This is a genomic window from Kocuria sp. ZOR0020, from assembly GCF_000800955.1.
GTDB classification, from domain to species: Bacteria; Actinomycetota; Actinomycetes; order Actinomycetales; family Micrococcaceae; genus Kocuria; species Kocuria subflava.
In genome coordinates this window covers 1-1,353 of sequence record NZ_JROX01000445.1, presented here as the reverse complement: position 1 = coordinate 1,353, position 1,353 = coordinate 1, and the positions used below count along the sequence as shown (strand labels likewise).

1 protein-coding gene is annotated in these 1,353 nt (G+C 68.2%); it reads right to left on the bottom strand.

Annotated features, from left to right (window positions below; all coding sequences use genetic code 11):
* Window positions 1-1,149 (bottom strand): ISL3 family transposase (locus tag L979_RS14120; RefSeq protein ID WP_047692913.1); only part of this gene is annotated, 1,149 nt, incomplete at its 3' end.
* Window positions 1,150-1,353 lie beyond the last annotated feature (204 nt).

The window sequence follows — 1,353 nt, the reverse complement described above, 5'->3', positions numbered from 1 at the left end:
GATCGCCTCCGTGCCGCCGTTGTTGGCGCGGCTGGTGTCGAAGTAGGCCAGGAACGCTGCCCGCCACTGCTTCAGGGTCTTACCGAGCCGTCGGATCTCCGGGATCGGACAGGTCGGCAGCGAGGCCAGGATTTTCTCCGCGATCCGCCGGCCCTCGACCGTGCTCTTGGCCTGGTAGGCCGACCGGAGCTGTTGGGTGCACAGCCACGCGACGAGCACTTCGTCGTGACGTTCGTCGGCAGCGATCGCACGGTCGAGCCGTGCCCGTTGCCGGTCGGTGAGCTTCTCCTGCCCGCAGCGCAAGATCGTGCGGATGCCATAGAGCGGGTCGTTCTTGCGGCCACGGTGACCATGGATCTCCTGCTGCACCCGACGGCGGACCTCATCCACGGCCTGGGTACCGAGCTTGACGACATGGAACGCGTCCAGGACCGCGACCGCGTCCTCGAGCTGGTCATCGATGGCGTTCTTGTAGCCGTGGAACGGGTCCAGTGTGGCGACCACGACACCGTCACGGAACTCCTGGCCACGTTCGGCAAGCCAGTCGCTGTACACCTTCCCGGACCGGCCCGGCACCAGGTCCAGCAACCGCGCCCGCGGCCTGCCGTCACCGTCGGGTGTCAGGTCGACCATCCCGGTCAGCTGCTTCGGACCGCGGCCACCCTCGGTGATCGGGAACTCGGACACGTGATGCCACACGTGCTCGTCCACGCCGAGTCGCGTCACGCCGGCGAACCGATCCTCGTCGTCGGCCATCTCCTGCAGAAGTGGCCGGATCGAGGACCACACCGTGTTCCACGTCGTCCCCAACTGTCGGGCGATCCCGCTGATCGAGCCGTGCTCACGGCGGATCTGATTGATCGCCCACCAGCAGGCCCGCGTGGTCAGCAGCGCCCGCGGTCGAGCGATGTCCTCGTCTTGCTCGGTGAACGCCTTCCTCGGGCAGGCTGCCTCCTGGCAACGCCAGATCCGCTTGCGCCACACCACTTGGACCGGGCGGTCGAAGCACGGCGCGTCGACCAGCGTGACGTCGCTGCGGCCGTGGCTGTGCGCAATCACGCCGCAGCTCGGGCAGCCCATCGGCGTCCGGGGCGACTCCACACCAACGACGAGCAGCCCGACGTCGTGGTCGTCCTCGACGGCGGTCACGCGCAACCCACCGAGCCCGACCAGAAGATCGCAGCGCGAGCAGTAGCCGGTGTCGCGATGGCAGCGCGCAGCGATGTGCGCCGTAGGCTCGGACAACGTCGAGGTCCTTCGGAACGGTGTGCTTGGTCGCCACTGATCCTGGAGGCCTCGACGTCCCTCACCCCGCAGCCAAGCTCATACCGGCGCGCCTCTCACCCCCACCGC